The 19,591-nt window shown below is 32.4% G+C and carries 17 protein-coding genes and 1 CRISPR repeat array (1 of these 18 only partly in view); of the genes, 16 read left to right on the forward strand and 1 reads right to left on the reverse strand.

The features are described 5' to 3' along the window. A CRISPR array of direct repeats spans nt 1-803; the repeat unit is 30 nt; unit sequence GTTTCAATTCCTACAAGGTAAGGTACAAAC (it extends 499 nt beyond the left edge of the window). 283 nt (nt 804-1,086) lie between these two features. Next, entirely contained in the window at nt 1,087-3,045 is a 1,959-nt protein-coding gene (locus OB7_RS05140) for a methyl-accepting chemotaxis protein (RefSeq protein ID WP_114702694.1), read from the reverse strand. Between the two features lie 335 nt (nt 3,046-3,380). Between OB7_RS05140 and ord the strand changes: the two genes are divergently transcribed. The 16 genes from ord (at nt 3,381) to gatB (ending at nt 19,591) form a co-directional block, all read left to right on the forward strand. Then, nucleotides 3,381-4,382, forward strand: a complete 1,002-nt coding sequence (ord, locus tag OB7_RS05145; RefSeq protein WP_114702695.1) for a 2,4-diaminopentanoate dehydrogenase — start codon at nt 3,381-3,383, stop codon at nt 4,380-4,382. A gap of 16 nt (nt 4,383-4,398) precedes the next feature. Then, entirely contained in the window at nt 4,399-4,707 is a 309-nt protein-coding gene (ortA, locus tag OB7_RS05150; protein WP_012580049.1) for a 2-amino-4-oxopentanoate thiolase subunit OrtA, read from the forward strand. Beyond that, nucleotides 4,700-6,127 carry a 2-amino-4-oxopentanoate thiolase subunit OrtB gene (gene ortB, locus OB7_RS05155; RefSeq protein WP_114702696.1) on the forward strand — a complete coding sequence of 476 codons (1,428 nt, stop codon included), beginning with the start codon at nt 4,700-4,702 and terminating at the stop codon, nt 6,125-6,127. The genes ortA and ortB overlap by 8 nt, the downstream gene beginning before the upstream one ends. Next, the gene (locus OB7_RS05160) at nt 6,117-6,491 is read left to right on the forward strand and encodes an ornithine aminomutase subunit alpha (RefSeq protein WP_012580051.1); all 375 of its coding nucleotides are present in this window, start codon (nt 6,117-6,119) and stop codon (nt 6,489-6,491) included. Before ortB ends, OB7_RS05160 begins: the two co-directional genes overlap by 11 nt. Next, entirely contained in the window at nt 6,484-8,676 is a 2,193-nt protein-coding gene (oraE, locus tag OB7_RS05165; protein WP_114702697.1) for a D-ornithine 4,5-aminomutase subunit OraE, read from the forward strand. The genes OB7_RS05160 and oraE overlap by 8 nt, the downstream gene beginning before the upstream one ends. Nucleotides 8,677-8,832: 156 nt before the next feature. Beyond that, nucleotides 8,833-9,591 (forward strand): TatD family hydrolase, encoded by a 759-nt coding sequence (locus OB7_RS05170; protein ID WP_114702698.1) that lies wholly within the window; start codon nt 8,833-8,835, stop codon nt 9,589-9,591. Beyond that, complete coding sequence (gene ruvA, locus OB7_RS05175; RefSeq protein WP_004101324.1) at nt 9,588-10,157, forward strand: Holliday junction branch migration protein RuvA; 570 nt, start codon at nt 9,588-9,590, stop codon at nt 10,155-10,157. Before OB7_RS05170 ends, ruvA begins: the two co-directional genes overlap by 4 nt. A 4-nt stretch (nt 10,158-10,161) precedes the next feature. Next, nucleotides 10,162-10,659, forward strand: a complete 498-nt coding sequence (locus tag OB7_RS05180; protein WP_170128443.1) for a hypothetical protein — start codon at nt 10,162-10,164, stop codon at nt 10,657-10,659. 22 nt (nt 10,660-10,681) lie between these two features. Next, nucleotides 10,682-11,011, forward strand: coding sequence for a DRTGG domain-containing protein (locus tag OB7_RS05185; protein WP_004101328.1), 330 nt, complete (start codon nt 10,682-10,684; stop codon nt 11,009-11,011). Next, nucleotides 11,008-11,703, forward strand: a complete 696-nt coding sequence (locus OB7_RS05190) for a PHP-associated domain-containing protein (RefSeq protein ID WP_249031020.1) — start codon at nt 11,008-11,010, stop codon at nt 11,701-11,703. Before OB7_RS05185 ends, OB7_RS05190 begins: the two co-directional genes overlap by 4 nt. Further along, the gene (locus OB7_RS05195) at nt 11,691-12,221 is read left to right on the forward strand and encodes an ATP-binding protein (protein WP_114702699.1); all 531 of its coding nucleotides are present in this window, start codon (nt 11,691-11,693) and stop codon (nt 12,219-12,221) included. The genes OB7_RS05190 and OB7_RS05195 overlap by 13 nt, the downstream gene beginning before the upstream one ends. Before the next feature lie 3 nt (nt 12,222-12,224). Beyond that, complete coding sequence (locus OB7_RS05200) at nt 12,225-14,393, forward strand: BamA/OMP85 family outer membrane protein (RefSeq protein WP_114702700.1); 2,169 nt, start codon at nt 12,225-12,227, stop codon at nt 14,391-14,393. A gap of 14 nt (nt 14,394-14,407) precedes the next feature. Further along, nucleotides 14,408-15,508, forward strand: a complete 1,101-nt coding sequence (locus OB7_RS05205; RefSeq protein ID WP_012580057.1) for an alanyl-tRNA editing protein — start codon at nt 14,408-14,410, stop codon at nt 15,506-15,508. Beyond that, on the forward strand, nt 15,505-16,689 hold the full coding sequence (locus tag OB7_RS05210) for a hypothetical protein (RefSeq protein ID WP_114702701.1): 1,185 nt from the start codon (nt 15,505-15,507) through the stop codon (nt 16,687-16,689). The genes OB7_RS05205 and OB7_RS05210 overlap by 4 nt, the downstream gene beginning before the upstream one ends. Before the next feature lie 122 nt (nt 16,690-16,811). Then, nucleotides 16,812-18,164, forward strand: coding sequence for an Asp-tRNA(Asn)/Glu-tRNA(Gln) amidotransferase subunit GatA (gene gatA / locus OB7_RS05215; protein ID WP_249031031.1), 1,353 nt, complete (start codon nt 16,812-16,814; stop codon nt 18,162-18,164). Further along, complete coding sequence (gatB, locus tag OB7_RS05220) at nt 18,161-19,591, forward strand: Asp-tRNA(Asn)/Glu-tRNA(Gln) amidotransferase subunit GatB (protein WP_004101374.1); 1,431 nt, start codon at nt 18,161-18,163, stop codon at nt 19,589-19,591. Before gatA ends, gatB begins: the two co-directional genes overlap by 4 nt.

A 19,591-nucleotide genomic window follows, 5' to 3' on the forward strand; every position in this document is an offset into this window, starting at 1 on the left:
GAGGCAGCTAAAGGCCTGGGTGCCGTTAAAGAAATGTTTCAATTCCTACAAGGTAAGGTACAAACTAGGCGGAGCTATTACGAATGCCCATGAATAAACATTGTTTCAATTCCTACAAGGTAAGGTACAAACTAAAAAAAACAAAAAGGAAGGTGGGATAACATGTTAAAAGTTTCAATTCCTACAAGGTAAGGTACAAACAATAAAAAAGAACCGCAGGGGGAGGTGATAATATACAGTTTCAATTCCTACAAGGTAAGGTACAAACCCTAACCTGCGCCGGGATAATTTTATCAACACATAAATGTTTCAATTCCTACAAGGTAAGGTACAAACCTGCGTCTTGGCTGTTAAGTCTCTTATCTATTGCTAGTTTCAATTCCTACAAGGTAAGGTACAAACACTTCTATCTCTACCCAGGGTTGTCCTGGGTAGAATAGTTTCAATTCCTACAAGGTAAGGTACAAACATCCAATTTAGATCTCGCAGCAATTCCACAAGAAGTGTTTCAATTCCTACAAGGTAAGGTACAAACTTGGAAGAGAAATAGAAGAGTTTATCATACACATGTTGTTTCAATTCCTACAAGGTAAGGTACAAACTATGTTTTTGTAAATTTGTTGTAATAACATTAAAAATCGTTTCAATTCCTACAAGGTAAGGTACAAACATTACATAGCAAATACAATTTCAATTTTGTAGATTTGTTTCAATTCCTACAAGGTAAGGTACAAACCCACTACAAAAGAAGATTATATTACATTTATAAACGTGTTTCAATTCCTACAAGGTAAGGTACAAACCATAGATTACATTATAATTATATTACATATCATTACTTTTTGCAACCTTTTCGAAAAAATCATAATAAATATTAAACAATATTAACGTAAAATACTTTGAATTTACATAATTTTCTTATTTTTTTCAGTCGATCTCCAGGACTTTTTACACTACCACACATCGACTGAATTTAACTATAAAAATTTTGTTTCGTTTATATAAAAATTTAATTTGTAAAAGAATGAGTGTAAAGTGTTATAAAAAACTCTCCGCCTTTTGCGGAGAGTTTTGATGGTGTTTATTTTAATCTTTTACTTTAAATCTGTTTATTGAATTTAACAGCTTTTCAGAAAGCTTGAAAAGTTTTTTAGAAGTTTCGAATGTTTCTTTTATTAAATCTTCTTGTTTGGCTAGTTTGTTTGATGCTTCTTCGAGATTTGATGAGATTGAAAGTATAGAAGAGTTAATAGTATCCATAGCTGAACTCATTTCTTCGGTACTTGCGCTTTGCTCTTGTGCACTTGCGGCAAGATTTTCTACCATATTTGTCATTTCCATAATATTATTTAGAATGTTTTCAAAGCTTTCTTTGACCGATATAGCTTGTTTTGTTGCAGTTAAAACAATTTCGTTTGTTTCTTTAGTAGCTTGACTTGCATTAATACTTTCTTTGAGAATTTCGTTCAATATTTTTGAGATATTTTCTGTTGCAACCTTACTTTCTTCAGCAAGTTTTCTTATTTCATCAGCAACAACTGCAAATCCTTTTCCTGCTTCACCAGCCCTTGCCGCTTCTATTGCTGCGTTTAATGCAAGCAAGTTTGTTTGTTCTGCAATTGAATTGATTGTTTCAACTATTTCATTTATATTTTTTGCTCTTTTTGATAGGTTTTCAACTACATTTTGGGTAAATTCTGCTTTTTCTTTTGTTTGTTCTATTATTTGAGAAATATTTATTATTTCATTTTGACCTTTCTTTGAGAGTTTAGTGACATTTTGAGCATTTTCACTAAGATTTTGTGCGGCACTTGAAACAGTTTGAGCAGTACTTGCTACTTCTTGGACCGCAGCTGTTACTTGTTGTACAGCTGCTGAAGCATTTGTAGCTTCTGAAGCTATTTCACTAAATTTTTGTACAAGATTTTCTATCTGTTCTTTAGAGATTTCTGAAAAGTTAGAAACTTTTTTAGCTTCACCTTCGACTTCTTTAGCATTCATTTCAATATTTTTAACTATTTGATTTAAAGATTCAATCATTTGAATAAGTGAGTTTGAGAGGTTTCCTATTTCATCTTTTGATGAATAGTCTACTTTTACAGTTAAATTACCTTCTGAAACATTTTTTGCAACTTTTGTTATATTTTTAAGAGGTTTTGAGATATAAATGTTTGAGATTATTTGACCTAAAGCTATACTTAAGCCAAAACCTACAATAAAGATTATTAAAAGATTTATTGTTTCTTTATTAATTGAGCTTAGTAGTGAATCTTCATCAACTATGCTTGTAAATATCCACCCATTTGGAAGTTTGCTAAAGCTTACTAATAGATTTTGATTATCTTCTGATTTTAGTTCAAATATACCTTGATTTGGACTGCTGCTCAATTTTTGGAATAAAGTTGTACTACTTGCACTTGCTCCTATAAATTCAGAGTTTGAGTGTAAGATAACATTTCCTTGGTTGCTCAATAAAATATGAGTTACGTTTGAGTCTGATGAAGTTATCGCTTCTGAAAGTTTTGTAATATCAATATCTATTGCTAATACTGCAGTTTTGTCGTTAAATGAAGTTTTTTTAGACAATGTCATAAGAATTTTTTTTGCGATACTGTCTTCGTATGGTTCTGAAATTGCTATTCTGTTCCTATTCTTTATAGCATCCTGATACCAAGGTTGAGTAGTTGGAACAAAATCTTCTGGAATTTCTATATTTGGATATATATAGATTTTTTCTCCATCAGTAACATAGACAAATTCTATGTTTTTGTAGCCATTTTTTGTGTTTTTAAACAAATTTATGATATTATCTATGTTTTCATTTTTTATATTTAGTTCTAAATTATTTAATATTTGCGAATAAAAGTTAATTTGATCCCATAACTTTTCTGCAAAATGGTTTGTGTCTGATTTTAATACTACTTTTTGATTTTCTACAAGATTTGATTTCATGGAATTAATGGAGTAAATTCCAAGAAGTATCATAAAAATTCCCAGAATGGAGCTTATAATAAATATTTTTATAGCTAGTGATAGGTTTTTCAAGTTTTCCACCTCCAAAGTTTTTTATTTTTTCAATAAAATTTTATACTGTACTAAAGTAAAAAAATAGTGCTTTTGTGTAACAATTTTATTGAAGTTTTCATCTTAAAAACTTAAAAACATTAAAAAATCTTATGTGAGTTGTTTTTTTATTCTGCTTTATATATCTTTACGAAAAAAGGCTATAAAAAAGCATACTTTAGCATAAAGGTGTTTAATGATATTTTTCACACTTTATCTTTTTTACTTAAAATTAATTCATTTTACACACATTGGAAAAGTTTTAAATAACATGATAACATAAAAATGGATAACTATACAAAAAAGGAGGAGTTAGAATGAGAATAGTTTCTTGGGGTTTAGGTGCAATGGGAAGTGGTATTGCAAAAAACATTATACAAAGTGGTTATATGAAATTGGTAGGAGCTATTGATTTAAATCATGCCGGCAAAGATGTTGGTGAAGTACTTGGAATGGACAAATTAGGGATTGTTGTAAGTAAGGACAAGGAAATAATAGAAAAGACTAATCCAGATCTTGTAGTTATAGCTACATCTTCTTTTGTTAAAGAAGTACTTCCACAAATAGAATATGCAGTAAAAAATCATTGTAATGTAGTAACTATTGCAGAAGAGATGGCATTTCCTTTTGACTCACACCCAGAAGAATCTTTATATATGGACAGTCTAGCAAGAAGGTATGGAGTTACAATACTTGGAACGGGGGTAAATCCTGGATTTGTTCTTGATACATTAATTCTTTCATTAACAGGAGTATGCAATAGAGTAGATAAGATAGTGGCAAGAAGAATTAACGACCTTTCACCATTTGGAAAGACTGTTATGGAAACTCAAGGAGTTGGAACAACTCCAGAACAATTTGAGGAAGGTTTAAAGACTGGAAAGATAGTTGGACATATAGGTTTCCCACAAAGTATTATGATGATTGCAAGAGCACTTGGTTGGAATATTACTAAAATTGAAGAAGAAAGAAAACCAATTATTTCAAATGTTCACAGAGAAACGCCTGTAGTTAAAGTAGAACCAGGTATGGTTGCAGGTTGTAATCACTCCGCAAAAGCATATATTGGAGATGAAGTAGTAATTGAAATGCAACACCCTCAACAAATTCATCCACATCTTGAAGGAGTTGAAACTGGAGATTATATAGAAATTTACGGTGATCCAGATATAAAACTTGCAATAAAGCCTGAAATCCCAGGTGGAAAAGCAACAATAGCTATTGCAACAAATATGATTCCAATTGTAATTGGTGCAGAACCAGGATTAAAAACAATGGCAGATCTTCCAGTGCCACGTTCAGTTTTGTCTATAAAATGATGAGAAGGTGGAAAGTATGAAGGCAAAAAAGGGAGATTGGGTTCAAATAGAAAAACTTCTTTTAAAACCGGAAGAAAGAACGGCACCTCTTCCAGATGATACAAAAAAGGTACCTTTAAAAATGAGAGTTAAAGGGTTTTTGCAGAATGAAGAAGCAAATATAGGAGATGAAGTAGAAATATTAACTCTTATTGGGAGGAGAGTGACAGGGACTCTTGTTGCAATTAATCCGAAATACGAACATGATTTTGGTGAGCCAGTTCCCGAACTTTTAACTATAGGTATTGAACTTAGAAAGATTTTAGAAGGTGATAGTGATGCGTGACTTATCATATGATGCAGTAATGTCTAGAAAAAACGAAATAATGAAAAAAGCAGTTGGAATAGATTATGAAAAATTCATATCTTCAGAGATAGTTTTTGACTATGAAAGAATGATGCAAGAAGTAGGCTATTCACTTGATAAAGTAAGAGAAATTCAAAGTGAGACGGGAGTCGGTAATACTCCTCTTGTAGAGTTAAAACAGATAAACAGACTCATAAAAAAGATCGCCCCAAAGGGGAAAGGCGCAAAAATTTTTATTAAAGATGAAGCTACAAACCCTTCTGGGAGTTATAAAGATAGAAGAGCATCTGTGAGTGTATATCATGCACAAAAGCATGGATATAAAGGAGTTATTGCTGCAACAAGTGGAAACTATGGTGCTGCAGTTGCATCTCAAGCAGCAAAAAGAGGATTAAAGTGTATTATTACGCAAGAATGCTACGATAGTAGGTGGATTGGACAGCCAGAAATACTTGAAAAAGCAAGGTCTTGCGAAGCATACGGTGCGGAAGTAGTTCAATTAACGGTCGGGCCAGAACTATTTTATTATACCCTTGTTTTACTTGAAGAAACGGGATTTTTTAATGCATCTCTTTATACACCGTATGCGATAGCAGGTGTTGAAACACTTGGATATGAAATAGCAGAGCAAACTATGCAAATGGTTGGTAAATATCCTGATGCAGTTGTTATAACACATGCAGGTGGAGGAATTTTAACTGGAACAGCCAGAGGATTAAAAAAGGCAGGAGCAAATGAAACTGAAATAATTGCAGCAAGTGTAAATCTTAGAGGATTACATATGGCAAGCGATAATGATTTTAACAAAAAATACTTTACAACTGGTCATACTGGATTTGGTATTCCATTTGCGACATTCCCTGATAGATCAGATGTTCCTAAGAATGCGGCACGTGCATTGAGATATATGGATAGATATCTTCTTGTGACTCAAGGCGAAGTGTTCTATATAACTGAAATGCTTGCACAACTTGAAGGAATGCAGAGGGGGCCTGCAGGAAATACTTCTCTTGCAGCTGCATTTGCGCTTGCACTGGAAATGGATGATGATAAAGTAATAGTTGTGAACGAAACTGAATATACTGGGGCAGGAAAATTGCCATCTGCACAATTAACTTTTGCTAGAAAAATGGGTATGGAAATAAAAAGAGGAGATCCAATAAAAGAAGATCTTCCAGGAAAAAGAATAGTTATACCAGAACATCCTTCACAGATTGGATACATTGAATTTGATATGGATGAAGTAAGAAAGAGTTATGTAAAAGAGGTAATAAAGAGGTATAACAAGAAGGAGTTTAACAAGCAAGAGATAGAATTTATGGCTCAAGATACAAATACAAGCATAGAGAAGATAGTTAAATTTGTTAAAGAACTTGGAGGTGAAGTAATTGAAGCCTAGAAAAGATGATTTTTTGGAAAGAAGCAAGCATCTACAAAAAATGACCGATGATGAATTAAATCAATATTTTTGGCATCTTGTTGAAAAGGTTGTAGATCCTCTGATAGAACTTGCAAAGACCCATACATCTCCATCTGTTGAAAGATCAGTTCTTTTGAGGATGGGTTTTAATAGTATTGAGGCATCAAAACTTGTTGACATGATATTCCAGAGAGGACTCCTTGGCAAAGGCGCTGGTCATATTGTTTGGAAAATTGCAAAAGAGAAAAATTTGGATATTATAGAAGCAGGTAGGGCCTTGATTGAAGGAAAATATTGGGAAGATGTTGATAGGATCTTCAAAGGGGTGAATAATAATGCTTGATCCAAAAAAGCCAATAGATATAGATGAAATATTGAAAGATTTGGACAAATATCGCCCAAAGAGAAAAGGATGGACTTGGAGAAAAAGACTCCCAGAAGGTTCAAAAATTGGGGATTATGAATATTACCAAGTCAGCGAAAATTTAAAAAATTCTATTCCACTTCCAGCTGCACATTACTTTGGAAATATTGATCCTCAACCGGAAGTAGTAATTACCTCAGAAATAGCTTCGGGAAGGTTCGAAGATGATATAAGAAGGATGAGGATGGCAGCTTGGCATGGTGCAGATCATATTATGGTTATACGAACTCTTGGTCAATCACACTACGATGGACTTATAGAAGGTACACCAGAAGGTGTTGGTGGAATTCCTATAACAAGAAAGCAACTTCGTGCAACAAGAAAAGCTCTTGATCTTATTGAAGAAGAAGTAGGCCGCCCAATTAATTTTCACAGTTACGTTTCAGGCGTTGCAGGGCCGGAGATAGCTGTTTTATTTGCTGAAGAAGGAGTTAATGGAGCACACCAGGATCCACAATACAATGTTTTGTATAGAGGTATAAATCCTATTAGATCTTTTGTTGATGCAGCTGTTGCAAAAAAGATAATGGCGTCTGTTAATATGCTCCAAATTGACGGTGCACATAATGCAAATGCATCAGCAAAACTTGCGTGGACGGTAATGCCTGAACTTCTTGTCCAACATGGAATAAACTGTATGTATTCTTTAAAAGCAGGAATGAAAAAAGAATATATAGCACTATCCACAGTTCCACCAGTTGTTGCTCCAATGCCTGAGTTTAGATATAACCTACCATATGCTGTAGCATTAAGAGAATTGTTTGATGGATTTAGATTTAGAGCCCAAATGAATACAAGATACATAGAATCTGACCTTTTCGATGCTACAAGAATACACGTTTTAAATACATTAATTTCAAGACTTACATCAGCAGATTTACAATCAACTATTACTCCAGATGAAGGAAGGAATGTTCCATGGCACGTAAATTCAATTCGTGGCGTTGAAACGGCAAAACATACATTGGTTGCATTAGATGGAATGAAAAAATATGTAAAAATTGATGAGAAAAAAATAAGGGAAAAAGTAAGAGAATTGAAAATGAGAGCTATTCTCATGCTGGAAGAAATTTTGGATATGGGTGGGTACTTTGAAGCATTAGAGGCTGGAATGTTTGTAGATAATGGATACTACCCAGAAAGAATTGGTGATGGAATAGCAAGGAAAAAGGATGGAGAAATTGCCGCTGGAACAGTTGTACCAAGGGATGAGGACTATATGGCTCCTGTTTGTGAGCATTTTGGATACAACAATCTTCCTGAAGATATTGAAAAACCTTGTGATCTTATAGGCGGTTGTACGCTTCATAACCCTGATAAAATTCAGTTTATTGACGAATTAGATGAAACAGATAATGTAAATGTAAGACTTGAAAGAATCAGAGATATGAAAAAAAGAAATGTAATAAAACCTGAAGTTGAGTGGTTTGCAGATGGTTGGATTCAACTTGATATGACATTTGCATTACCTGAAGAATTAGCAGAAGCTGCTGCAATTTCTTTGTGTAAGAAACTTGGGTTAGAGGAAATTACAGTAATACACAAGGGAGTTCTTCATCCTGCAGAAGGAACATATATTGAGGTAAAAGCAAAGGTTCCATTTGAAATTGAAGTTGATAAATTGGAGATTCCAAAGAAACCTGAAACATTACCAGAAGAGGAAATTTTTGAATATGTCAAAAACAATCCATTTCATGTTGTAGCAGGTACTGTTGGTAACGACGAACATTCAGTTGGATTAAGAGAAGTTTTGGATATAAAGCATGGTGGAATTGAAAAATATGGAATTAAGTATACTTATCTTGGAACAAGTGTTCCGCCTGAAAAACTCATTGATGCAGCAATAGAAACAGGTGCAAAAGCTATTTTAGCATCTATGATTATTACACACAACGATGTTCACGTTCAAAACATGAGAAAGCTCCATGAGCTTGCTATAGAAAAAGGAATTAGAGATAAGATTATTATAGTTGCAGGTGGAACTCAAATAACAGATGATCTTGCAAAAGAAAATGGAATGGATGCAGGTTTTGGAAGAGGAACAAAAGGAGTACATGTTGCATCATTCTTGGTAAAAAAATTAAAAGAGATGGAAAATAAATAAGTAGTAAAATTAATAGTTTAAAAGCGGCCTTTTATGGGCCGCTTTTAATTTTTTGAAAAAATAATAAAGATGAAACACAGAATTTTTTGAGTATGATTATGATTTGCAATTACTTGGTTTTTTAGTGGTATAATAAAAATTGAAGGGAGGGTTTTTGTGAAAATAGTAGATACACACGCGCATTTGCACATGAAGCATTTTAATGAAGATAGAGAGAAAATTATAAAAAATTTTGAAAATGATGGTATTGAATTTATAGTTAATGTAGCTACAAATATAGAAGATAGTTATCTATGTATTGATCTTTCAAAAAAGTATGAAAGGATATTTACAACAGTAGGTGTTCACCCACATGATAGCAGTAATGTACCAGATGATTATCTTGGAATATTGGAAAAGCTAGCAAAGAATGAAAAAGTTGTGGCAATTGGGGAGATAGGATTGGATTATTATAGAAACTTTTCCCCAAAAGAAGTACAACAGAAGGTATTTGCAGAGCAGTTAATGCTTGCAAAGGATTTGAAATTACCAGTTGTTGTTCATGTTAGAGATGCATATGAAGATGCATACAGTATACTTGAAATGATCGGTCCGTTTAATGGTGTAATTCATTCCTTTAGTGGTGATAGAGAGTATGCTTTAAAATTTGTTAAATTGGGTTTTTATCTAGGAATTGGTGGGCCATTAACATACAAGAAAAATCAGCAATTAAGAGATATTGTAAGATTAATTGGAGAGGAAAATATAGTTACTGAAACTGATTGTCCATATCTTCCTCCACAACCTTATAGAGGAAAGAGAAATGAGCCCTCATATGTAAAATATGTAGTAGAAGAAATAAATAAATTGATCGGTGAAGATGTTTCTGAAAAGTTAATAAATAATGCTAAGGAATTATTTGGGGTGAATATATGATTCATGCTTTGAATGGAAAAGTTGAAAGTATAGAAAATGGTAAGGTATATGTAAATGTAAATGATTTAATATATGAAATAATTGTAGGAGATACGGGAGATTTTGAGGAATATATAAATAGGAATGTAAAAATATATACAAAAATGGTTGTAAATGATGATGGAATAAGTTTGTATGGCTTTTTAGAGGTTATTAAACTAAAACTTTTTGAAAAGTTAATTGGTGTGAACAAGCTTGGGCCAAAAAGCGCTTTGAAGATTATTTCATCAAACAGTGTTGAGTCAGTCGTAAGTGCTATAATCAATGAAGATGTAAAGGCACTCTCGAGCCTACCTGGAATAGGGCCAAAAACTGCAGAGAGAATAGTTTTAGAACTAAAAGATACAATTAAAGAGTTAGATGTAAGTATTAATGAAAAAGATAGGAAAGTCCTAGAAGCTATAGAAGCTTTAGTTACTTTGGGCTTTAATAGGAATCAGGCTAAAAAGGCTGTTAATAAAGTTGCCGCAAAGGACGATAAGTTAGATGATATTATTAAAAAGGCGTTGAGATTTTTAAGCAGGTGATACTATGAAAGTATCTGCTATTTCAAATCCAATGCTTGGTTATAAGCTTGATCCTGGAGAGCCGGGCCTTTCTCATGGTGCGCCGGCAAGTAGGAGTGTTTTAAGAGTTTTATCTCAAGAATTGAGCAATTATTATGCCTTTGAAAGAAAAGCCCAAAAAGAAGGCGGATATATTATATATGGTGGAATATATCTTGATCTTAGAAAAAGAGGCTCTTTTCTTGCTGCTGTTGCAGGCAAGACAAGAGTTTGGATGTATATTCCAGGAAAAAATGATCAAGACAGGGAAAATTCTGAAAATGAAGGTTTAAAGGTTGATACAAGGCATGTTTCTGAAAAAATTAGGCAGCTGCAGTTAAAATTACAAATTGAAGAGGACCCAGTAAAAAGAGAAGAATTGGAGAGGCAGATTTTAATGCTTGAAATAGCAAAAAATGCGTTGCAGTTTGGTATGAGTTTTCCAAAATATTTACTTGGAATATTGTTTGATCAAACCGCATAGATGAAATATGAGAGGTGTAAAAATGAAATTATCCGAAATTATAGAAAAGATAAATGCAGAAGTTGTTTATTTAAAAGAGGATTGCGATATTCTCCATGGTTGTACCGGTGATTTGTTAAGTATGGTAATGAAAAATGCCAAAAGTGATTCTATCTGGATCACAGTGCAAAATCATGTAAATATTATTGCAGTCGCGTCAATGGTTGGAATAAAGGCTATTGTTTTGTGTGAAGGACTAGAGTATTCGCCTGATACAATTGAAAAAGCAAAGGAAGAAGGAATTAGTCTCTTAAAATCAAATGAAAGTTCTTTTGTTGTTTCAGGTAAAATCTATTCACTTGGAATAATATGAAATGTGACTTACATGTTCATTCTTGCCTTTCACCATGTGCCGATATTTCAATGGTACCTGGTGTTTTTAAAAATTCATTTCTTGATGTAATTGCCCTTTGTGATCATAACAGTGGAAAAAATGTAAGAATATTTTCAAATGTGTTAAAAGAATTTGGAAAGGTAGTAATTCCAGGCATCGAGATACAAACAATTGAAGATGTCCATATTTTAGGATATTTCTATGATATAGATTCGCTAGAAAATTTAACCGATATTGTTTATACTCACCTTCCAAAGATTAAATACGATCCTGAAAAATTTGGTTATCAACTTTATATAAATGAAAAAGACGAGTTTGTTGGTATGGAATTTATCCCCCTTTCTTTTCCTACCGATTTATCCTTAAGTCAAGCCGTTAATTTAATAAATAAGTATAATGGTATTCCCGTATATGCTCATATTTCAAGAAAATTTGGCGTTTTATATCAACTGGGAATTTTTCCAAATGAAGATGTGAAAGTTGTGGAAGTTAACAGTAAAGATGATTTGTTTTTGGCGAGAAAACATGGCTTTGTTGCTCTAAGTTCTTCTGATGCACATTTTATAAATCAAATTGGTGAAAGGTATAGTATAATTGAAGGTGAAAAAAGCGTGAAAAATATTTTAGATAGTATTATTGAAGGCAAGGTGAAAACTATATGGGACTTGTAACTCTTGCTGACCATGTTCAAGATATTACTGAAAATTCAATTAAAGCGGGGGCAAAAAATGTAACTTTGGAGATAAATGAAACAGATGATGAGTTCACATTTATTGTCGCTGATGATGGACCGGGTATAAAGGATGTTGATAAGGTGTTTGATCCTTTCTATACAACAAGATCTAAAGAGATTCGAAGGTTTGGTTTGGGATTGCCATTTTTAAAGCAAGCGGCAGAAATGACAGGCGGAGAGGTAAAAATTGAAACAAAGCTTGGAATAGGGACAAAAGTCTATGCAAATTTTAAAAAATCGCACATTGATTGTCAACCTGTGGGAGACTTAACAATGGTATTTTTAAGTCTTTTAATGAACCAAGATGTTAATTTGACAATCAAAAGATGTAGGTATAATGACTGCTATGAAATTAGCAGCGAAGTTGTTAAAAAGTACTTAGGAAGTCTAGATAGTGCAGAAAAAATTAACATTTTAAAGGAAATGATCGAAGAATTAGAAAAACAAGGAGGTTAGGTTATGAAAAAAGTGTTGGTCGTTGTTTTGAGCCTTTTTTTTGTTTTATCATTTTCATTTGTGCTTGAGAAAGTATCTTTTAACGGATTGAATTCTCTCAACGAGGAGGATTTAAAATTTGCATATGAAGAGTATTTAGGGATGGATGTAAATGATTATGCTATAAATAACATTGTAAGGAATTTAAAATCAACAGGTTATTTTTCAAGTGTTGAATGGGAAAAAGTTGAAAAAGATAATGTTGTGGAATTAGTCATAAATGTGGTTGAAAATAGAAAAATAGAAAATGTTAGTCTAGAAATTAATGGAGTTGGGTTAATTGAAAAAGAGACTCTTGAATCATCAGTTACATTGAAAGAAGGTAAGCCTTTTAGTTTTGTAAAGTTTAAAGAGAGTATTGAAAATATAACAAAGCTGTATAAAGACAATGGATATCTTGTTGCTAATGTATTTTCTAAAAATAAGGATCAAGCATTTGTATACGTTAGCGGTACTGTTGGGTCAACAGAAGTAACTTTTAAAGTAACAGAATATGCATTATACGATATAGAATTTTCTGGAAACACAAAAGGTATAGAAGAAGTTTTGTATGATATTAAGAAAGAAACTAAAATAAAAGAATATAAAGATTATCTTGAAAAAAATTGGTTTTTGAGATTGTTTGACAGTGAAAAAGATTACTATCCAAAACTCTCAGACATACAAAAAGTTTACCAGCAATTAAGTAAATATGTATATTTTTCACCATATACGAATTTACAATTTTTAGAGGTGGATACGGAGAAACCTTCTAAAAAGTTGAATTTCGTAATTGTTCAAAATACCATTACAAGGGAGCCAGTTTATATACAAAAGGTTGATATTGAAGGTAATACATTAAATGACTTTAGTGATTTAGAAACATTATCAGGAACATTTACAAATATCGAGCTTTTAAATATTGTTCAAAAAGTAAAAAGTTGGTACGATTCGGAAGAATATTTTATTGAGATTAATCCAAAACTTGAAAATGGAATTTTCAAAGTGGAAGTTTTGGAGTATAAATTTGGAAAATTAAATATTGATGGTTTAACAAGGACAAAGGAATATACATTTGATGATTTAATAAAAGTTAAACCGGGTGATTATGCAAATAGAAATAGTCTTAGAGATACATATGTTGAGATCTATAAGGCTCAATTTTTTGAAAACATAGATTTTGACATAACTCCTTCTTCGACCGATACTTTAGATGTAACATTGATTGTCAAAGAAAAAGAAAAAAGGTTTAATTTTGTTGGAGGAGGTGCTTGGGGACCTCCTGGAGATGATAGACCTTGGTATGAAGGTTTTGCAGCCCAAATACAACTAAAGACGACTAATCCTTTTGGCCTTGGGCAAACAATAGGCTTAAATGTTTCACTTGGATTGACTAATAAGGTTGTTGGTTTAGAATATTCAATAAGGAAGCCTTTTGGAAAACCTGTAATTTTTGGCAGTACTTTAAATTATAGTTATAAGAGTGATTCATTGGAAGATGCAACGAGTAATAATTTTGGTTTTAATGTTTCTCTTAGCACTTTAAAGATAAACAACAACAGTTTTAGTTTTGGAGGGGGCGTAAATTACAAGAAAACTATTTCTGCAACTCCGACAGAGTATTTTGGTGCAAATGTACTTGTTGGGTACAATTATGAGAATCTTGATGATTTGATTATTCCTACAAAAGGAATTAATTTAAATTTTGTGGGACAAAAATATTTTAAATTAACAGGTGATGCACCAGTTGCTTTAAAACTTCAAGAAGAATTTTCTTTACATATTCCATTTAGCAACATAGTAGTTGCTTCAAGGTTATATGCTTCCCAACTTTTCCAAGAAGAAGGAAGTACAATTTACAATTATTTAAACGGTTTAAATGGTCTTAGAGGTGCAACTTTAGAAGGAAACAAAACATTGTTATTAAATAATGATTTAAGGTATGTTTTAAAAGAAAATACTAATATGCCGTTCTATGTTGCTCTATTTTCAGATTTTGCATATGCAGGAGAAGATTATATCTTTGATAAGTTGAATTATTCATTTGGGGTTGAGCTTGGAATTAATGTCCCAATGTTTGGCCTTTTGAGATTTGGAGAAGCATATTACAATGATAATTGGAACTTTTTCTTCCTAATGGGGAAAACATTTTAAGGGAGGTCTAGCTGTTGAAAATAAGGATTGAAGAAGTTTTGAAAGAAAAAGGAAAAATTTTTGCAATTTCCTCTGAAAGTCCATTTTATGTTGACTATAAAGGTGGACAATTAGGAGATAGAGGAAAAATAGGTAATGCTAGCGTTTTATCAGTAATGTCAAAGAATGGTAAAATCTATCATGAAATTGATAGGGAGGTAGATCTCGGAGAAAATGATGTTGAGATAGATTTAAATCATCAGTTGTTTGTAAGGCAACATCATACAGGACAGCACATTCTGTCGGCTGTATTTGAAGAGCTTGCAGATATAAGTACTGTTGGATTTAGAATGGGATTTGAATATACTACTATTGATTTAAATGTTCCTTACATTGTGGAAGAATTGTTGGATGAAGTTGAAGAAAGAGTAAATAGTATAATTACCGAATGTGTTGATGTTCAAGAAATATTGGTTGAAAAGGAAGAGGTTGATAGATTCCCTTTAAGGAAGAAATTAAGTGATAAAGTTGAAGGAATGGTAAGGATAATAAAAATTGGTGAGTATGATTATTCCCCTTGTGGAGGATACCATGTTAAAAATACTGGTCAAATAGGACTTTTAAAAATTTTAAAAACAGAAAAAGTAAAAGGAGAATTAACTAGGGTTTATTTTGTTGCAGGATTTAAGGCGATGGAATATTTTAGAAAGTATTCTAAAATACTTAAAAATATTTCGGTAAGCCTTACAAGTTCAATCTTCGAAGTTGAGGACAAAGTTAGATCCCTTTTGAGTGAAGTGAAAGAAAAATCTTCAAGGCTTGAAAATTTGGCGGAAAAGCTAGCATGTTACAAAAAAGATGATCTAAAAAAATTAAAAGAAGATGTTTATTTTCTGCAGGAAGACCCAGAAATTTTGAGATATATTCCAAAGTATTTTGATAAAGAAGGACTTCTTGTGCTATATGATGGTAAAAGTTACAGTTTTACATCAAATTCTTCAAAGTATATAGTAAGGAATATAATATCTGATCTTAGGGAAAGATTTGGTGGAAAAGGTGGAGGAGGAAAAGAAAAGGGAAATTATTTACCTAGTGATGGTGTAAATATAAATATGATCTTGGAGGTGTTAAAATGAAAAAGTTGACTGTTGTGTTTGGTGTGTTTTTATTTGGCATACTTCTTTTTTCCAATGCATTAGATTTTATGCCTAAAGAATATGATGTTGTAATGTATATACCAGATATTTCAAAATTGTATGATGCAGTAAAGCAAACTAATGCAGGAGATATTTTGGCAAATCAAATAGGACTTGAGCAAATGTTTACTGGAGTAATTGAGCAACAATTAATGATGCAAGGATATACTTTAGATGATTTGGATATTTTTAAAGAACTACTTATTGTAGCTGGAAAAGAGAGTACACTTTTAGTTTTAGGTCCATCAAAGAATACAAATAAAATTAAGGAGCTTTTTGAGAACTTTTCAGGACAAAGCCTTCCAGAAGAGGTAAAGATTATTGATGGATATTTTGTCGTTGGCGAAAATTATGGAGGAGGAACTCTTCCTGAGGAATTGGAAGATTTCTTGAATAAAGGTTATCTTGCTGTTTCATATATTAATACGAATGAGGAAGATTTTAAAGTAAAGGGCTTTGGATATGCCACTTTAAAAGGTAACGAGGTAGAATTCCATCAAGAGATTGTTCCGCAAGATGATAAAACTAAGCAACTTTTTAATGATATTGCATCAAAAGATGGGATTGACATTTTAAAGGATGAAAATATTGGTGGAGATTTATTTGGCTTTATTAATAGAAAATTACCTGATTCATTTTTGAAGAGTCTACCAGTTGATTTACCTGAGGTTTTGGAAGGTTTTAGTGGAACAGCTTATATATGCGGTGATATATCAAGTGTTTTAACAAATGCTTTATCTGGAATGCAAGTTTCTAATGTTCCATTCTACGGTGTGGTTTATTACAATAATCCATCGTGGGATATGATTGAAGGGGAAAAGAGATTTGAAAATATTGGTGGTAAGAAATATGGAATTGTCGAAACAGATGAAGGAACACCTATTTTATACATTAATCTTTCAAATGAAAAGATAACATTCTATGGAGTATCACCTGATGAATATGTGGCTGGTGATAAGGATTTCATAAAAGAAAATTACAGTTCTGATTATGTGGTGGGGTTATTTGTGAATTTAAGACCTATGATATTTAATTTTATAGGAATTGATAGTGAGTCTTATTTAAAATTTTATGGCTATTTTAAAGATGGAAAACTCATAGAAAAAGCTGTACTAAAGTGAAAAATAATTAATTTAGAACAAGCCCCCTCGTAGAGAAAAAGAGGGGGCTTGTGTTATAATATATAATTGAAACTTATAAAAAATTAACGGACGAGGTGATTTAGTTGAAAAATTTCAAAGATATGACTATATCTGATGTTTTAAAAGAAAACAGGTCTTTTGTTGGAGAGTCTATTTCAAGAATAAAGAAGATCGATGAAAAGATAAATGCTTTTATAACGGTAGTTGAAAATGCAAATGGCAAAATACCAATAGCGATAAAGGATAATATTGTAACAAAGGGAATTAGAACTACTTGTGCCTCAAAAATTTTAGAGAATTTTGTGCCTCCATATAATGCAACAGTGGTTGAAAAATTAATTGCAAATGACTTTGCAATAGTCGGAAAAACAAACTTAGATGAATTTGCAATGGGGACTGGAACAGAATATTCTGCATTTTTTGTAACAAAAAATCCTTGGGATCATGAAAGAGTGGCCGGGGGGAGCAGTGGGGGATCTGCGGCAGCTGTCGCCAGTGGACAGGTTGTTGCTGCGCTCGGAAGTGACACAGGAGGATCTATACGACAGCCTGCCGCATTTTGTGGAGTTGTTGGATTTAAACCAACCTATGGACTAGTCTCAAGATATGGCCTTGTTGCATTTGCATCATCTCTTGATCAAATAGGACCTATTACAAAAACAACAAAAGATGCAGCATACCTAATGAATGTAATATATGGAAAAGATGAAAAAGATGCAACAACTGTTGATAGAAAGATAAATTTTGAGGAATATCTTGAAAGTGATTTTTCAAACGTTAAAGTAGCTTATCCAGAAGAGGTTTTTGCAGAAGGAGTTGAAGAAGGGGTAAAAGAAAGATTCGAAGAATTTGTAAAGTTTTTGCAAAAAAAAGGAATTAAAGTAGATAAGGTATCTTTTAAAGAACTTTCATATTCAGTTGCAACTTACTATATAATTGCTCCATCAGAAGTAAGTTCTAACCTTTCAAGGTTTGATGGAATAAGGTATGGTAAAAGAGATGAACAAGAGGGCTTATTGCAAACATATTTGAATAGTAGAAAAAATCTTGGAAAAGAGGTAATCAGAAGGATAATGATTGGAACATTTACATTGAGTGCAGCATATTATGATGCATATTTTGAAAAAGCACAAAAGGTAAGAAGGATCATTTCAAATAAATTGAATGACTTATTGAAGGAATATGATTTTATAATAACTCCTACTTCTCCAATTACTGCATTCAAAATAGGTGAAGTGAAAGATCCACTTGTTTACTATATGATGGATATTTTTACAATTCCTGCAAATTTAGCAGGTATTCCTGCAATTAGCATTCCTTTTGGATTTTCTAATGGACTACCAGTAGGAATGCAGATAATGGGGAAACGATTTGATGATGCAAAGGTTCTCGGATTTGCAAATTATATAGAAAAAGATATTCCAGTTGTTTTACCAGGGGAGGAGAAAATATGAGATTTAAACCTGTAATTGGGCTAGAAATACATGTTCAACTTAATACTAAGACAAAGGCTTTTTGTTCTTGTCCAGCTGATGTGTTTGAACTTGAGCCAAACAGCGCTATTTGCCCTGTATGTACAGGACAACCAGGGGCCCTTCCAGTTCCTTCAAAGGAAATGTATGAGTATGGAATATTACTTGCAAGTGCATTGAATTGTAGAATAAATGAATATACAAGATTTGATAGGAAGAATTACTTTTATCCAGATCTTCCTAAGGGGTATCAGATAACTCAATATTTTTATCCTCTTGCAAATGATGGCTATTTAGAACTTGATGGCGAAAAGATAAGGATTAATAGAATTCATCTTGAAGAGGATGCTGGAAAGCTTGTTCATTCTTCTGAAATGATTACAGAAGCTGAAAGTTCACTTGTAGATATGAACAGATGTGGTGTTCCTTTGGCTGAAATTGTAACAGAACCAGATATTAAGTCTCCAGAGCAGGCAAGAAAATTTTTAGAGAAGTTGAGACAAATATTGAGATATTTGGGTGTAAGTACCGGTGATATGGAAAAAGGTGCTTTAAGATGTGATGCAAATATTTCTGTTATAGATACTGAAACTAATAGGCAAAGTAACAAAGTGGAAGTTAAAAATATGAATTCTTTTAAATTTGTTGAGAAAGCACTTGAATTTGAATTTGAAAGAATAAAAAATGCAATGCTTGAAGGAAAGGATGTAGAAAAGGAGACAAGAGGTTGGGATTTATCTACAAAAACGACAATTTCAATGAGGAGCAAGGAAGAAGCAAATGATTATAGATATTTCCCTGAGCCGGATATTCCTCCTGTTGTGTTATCATCCGATGAAATAAAGAAAATTGTAGAAAAAATGCCTGAACTTCCAGATCAAAAGAAAGAACGTTTTATGAAAGATTATAACTTGTCAGAATATGAAGCAAATATTTTAACTTCATCTAAGGGCCTTGCAGATTTTTATGAAGAATGTGTTGAAGTTACAAATGATCCAAAAGAAACTTCAAATTGGTTCTTAACAGAGCTTTTAAAGTATGAAAGTGCAGAAAGTAATTTTGAAGAATTAAAAATAAAGCCTATACACTTTAAAGAATTGTTTGATTTAATTTCTTCGGGGAAAATTACAAGAAATATTGCAAAAGAGGTATTTGAAGAAGTATACAAAACGGGGAAATCTCCTAAGGAAGTTGTAAAAGAAAAAAATATTGAAGTTGTTGGCGATGCATCGTTAATAGAAGAAATTCTCAAGAAAATGTTAGAAGAAAATCCTGATAAAGTTGAAGCTTATAGAAATGGTAAAAAAGGCTTACTTGGATTTTTTGTTGGTGGTGTGATGAAACAAACTAAGGGAAAAGCTGATCCAAAAGTTGTAAACGAAATAGCAAAAAAACTTCTAGGGGACTGA

Source organism: Thermosipho africanus Ob7 (assembly GCF_003351105.1).
Lineage (GTDB): Bacteria > Thermotogota > Thermotogae > Thermotogales > Fervidobacteriaceae > Thermosipho > Thermosipho africanus.